Source organism: Roseateles sp. P5_E4 (assembly GCF_054049255.1).
In genome coordinates this window covers 1-1,818 of sequence record NZ_JBFUMS010000032.1, presented here as the reverse complement: position 1 = coordinate 1,818, position 1,818 = coordinate 1, and the positions used below count along the sequence as shown (strand labels likewise).

The following is a 1,818-nucleotide window of genomic DNA, read 5'->3' as shown; positions in this document are numbered from 1 at the left end:
TAACGAGGCTGTCCAAAAACCCTGTATCCGCAAGCACTCCTGCCGTGCAGCCCGCATGAATGGCTGTTGAATCGAGTCGGTGACTTCATCGGTGACATGGGCTGAATTTTCGGTTCCATGGCGCCTGCGCGCCTGCCTGACCTCAATTGTGTCGTCTGCTTGTCCGGTTACTGAACCCCGGATTGCCCGAACCCCGCCTTCGATAGCTTTTCGATGTTGTGAACTAGGCAGTACAGGCTCCATTGCGTTCTGACCTTGGCTTGGCCCCGATGGTTAAAGCGGCTCAGCCGCTTGTTGTGACGCAGGTTTGCAAACACCGGCTCGACGGTGCCGATGCGCTGGCTGTACAGCTGCCGGCCTCGCGGTGAATCGATGGCCTGGCGCATGCGCTCGCTGGGGTGATTGGGCTCTGGCGCCTTGGGCCGGAAGCGGCTGACTTGCCGGCCCCGCAGCAGCTGGCTCTGCGGCGCACCCCGGCTTTTGATGCACTGCCGGCGCAGCCCGCAGGGGCCGCAGTCCGCCACTTGGGCGATGTAGGCCTGGTACGGCTGACCGCTGGCCGTGATGTGCAGGGTGCCCTTGCTGCTCAACACTTTGCCCGCCGGACAGGTCGCCGTGTTGTCTTCGTTGAAGTCGAAATCCTTGGGCCGAAAGTGCTTGATTTCTTCGGGCTGGTCGCTGGCCTTCTTCTGCGACAGCGGGTCAGGCTTGGCCTTGTGTTTGCCTTGCCCTTCGAAGCGCTCATCACGCTTGCGCATCTGGTTGTCGGCTATCAAGGCGGGGGTGTGGGTGTCATGCAGTTGCTGCACGTTGGCGTCGCTGTGATAACCCGCGTCGGCTGTGACCAGGGTGTTGTCATCGCGCCAGGGTTTGGCCTGTTCGATCATGGGCGCCAGCATGCTTTGCTCGGAGCCTGAGCCCACCACATCGGCGGCAATGATGATCTGGTGGGCGCTGTCCACCGCTGCTTGCGCGGCATAGCCCTGGATGACGCCCTTGTTGGTGGCCATCTTGGCGCTGTCGGGGTCGGTGATGTTGGACTTCAGTTCCTGGCCCTTGCTGTTCAAGCGCTTGGGGTGCTTGGCGACGAATTCACGTGTGCGCGCAGCCTCTTGGCGCAGCTCGTCCATGCGAGCCTGACGTTTGGTGTCCAGCGGCGCCTGAGCGCCTTCCTTGTCTTGGGCTTGGTGCAGCGCCAGGATCTTGTCCGCAGCCTTGTCCAGGCGATCGGCTCGGTGACTCAGTTCTTCATGCGTGCCGCTGCGCTCTTTGCTGGCGTTGCTGGGGAGCTTGACGCCGTCGATGGCGAACATGTCACGCCCGATCAGGCCCTGGGCGTCGCAGGTCATCAAGACCTGGCTGAACAGTGGCCTGATCTGGTCGCTCAGGGAGGTCACAAACTTGGCGATGTGGGCATGGCTGGGCTGGCTGTCACCGCTGAGGGCGATGAACTGGACATTGCGTGCGCAGGCGGCCGCGATGCTGCGGCTGGAGATCAGGCCTTGGCTGTAGGCCAGCAAGACGATCTTGAGCATCACGCGCGGGTCGAAGGCGCTGGCGCCCGTGGCGTCGTTCTTGAAGCGCGCATCCAGTGCCGTCAGATCAAGCTCGTGCTCAACCAGGTAGTCCAGCGCGAAGGCGAAGCTGCCCGGCAAGATCTGTTCTGACAGCACCACCGGCAGCAACAGCGCGTGGCGATCACAGGGCTTGTAGCGGGGCATCGCGGGACTCCTGAACGAGTCCGCTCATTTGACGCACTAGGCGTCAAGAAATGAATCGGTGGCGACCCGACTTCAGGTTATTTGACAGCCTCAACGT

1 protein-coding gene is annotated in these 1,818 nt (G+C 62.2%); it reads right to left on the bottom strand.

Going from position 1 to position 1,818, the window contains the following annotated elements:
• Positions 1–167: 167 nt before the first annotated feature.
• On the bottom strand, positions 168–1,721 hold the full coding sequence (locus ACXJLH_RS29250; protein WP_457447984.1) for an IS1182 family transposase: 1,554 nt from the start codon (positions 1,719–1,721) through the stop codon (positions 168–170).
• Between the last annotated feature and the right edge of the window lie 97 nt (positions 1,722–1,818).

Bases quoted from the DNA above. Each gene is read 5' to 3' on its own strand.
- ACXJLH_RS29250 (WP_457447984.1), bottom strand. From the start codon at position 1,721: ATGCCCCGCTACAAGCCCTGTGATCGCCACGCGCTGTTGCTGCCGGTG.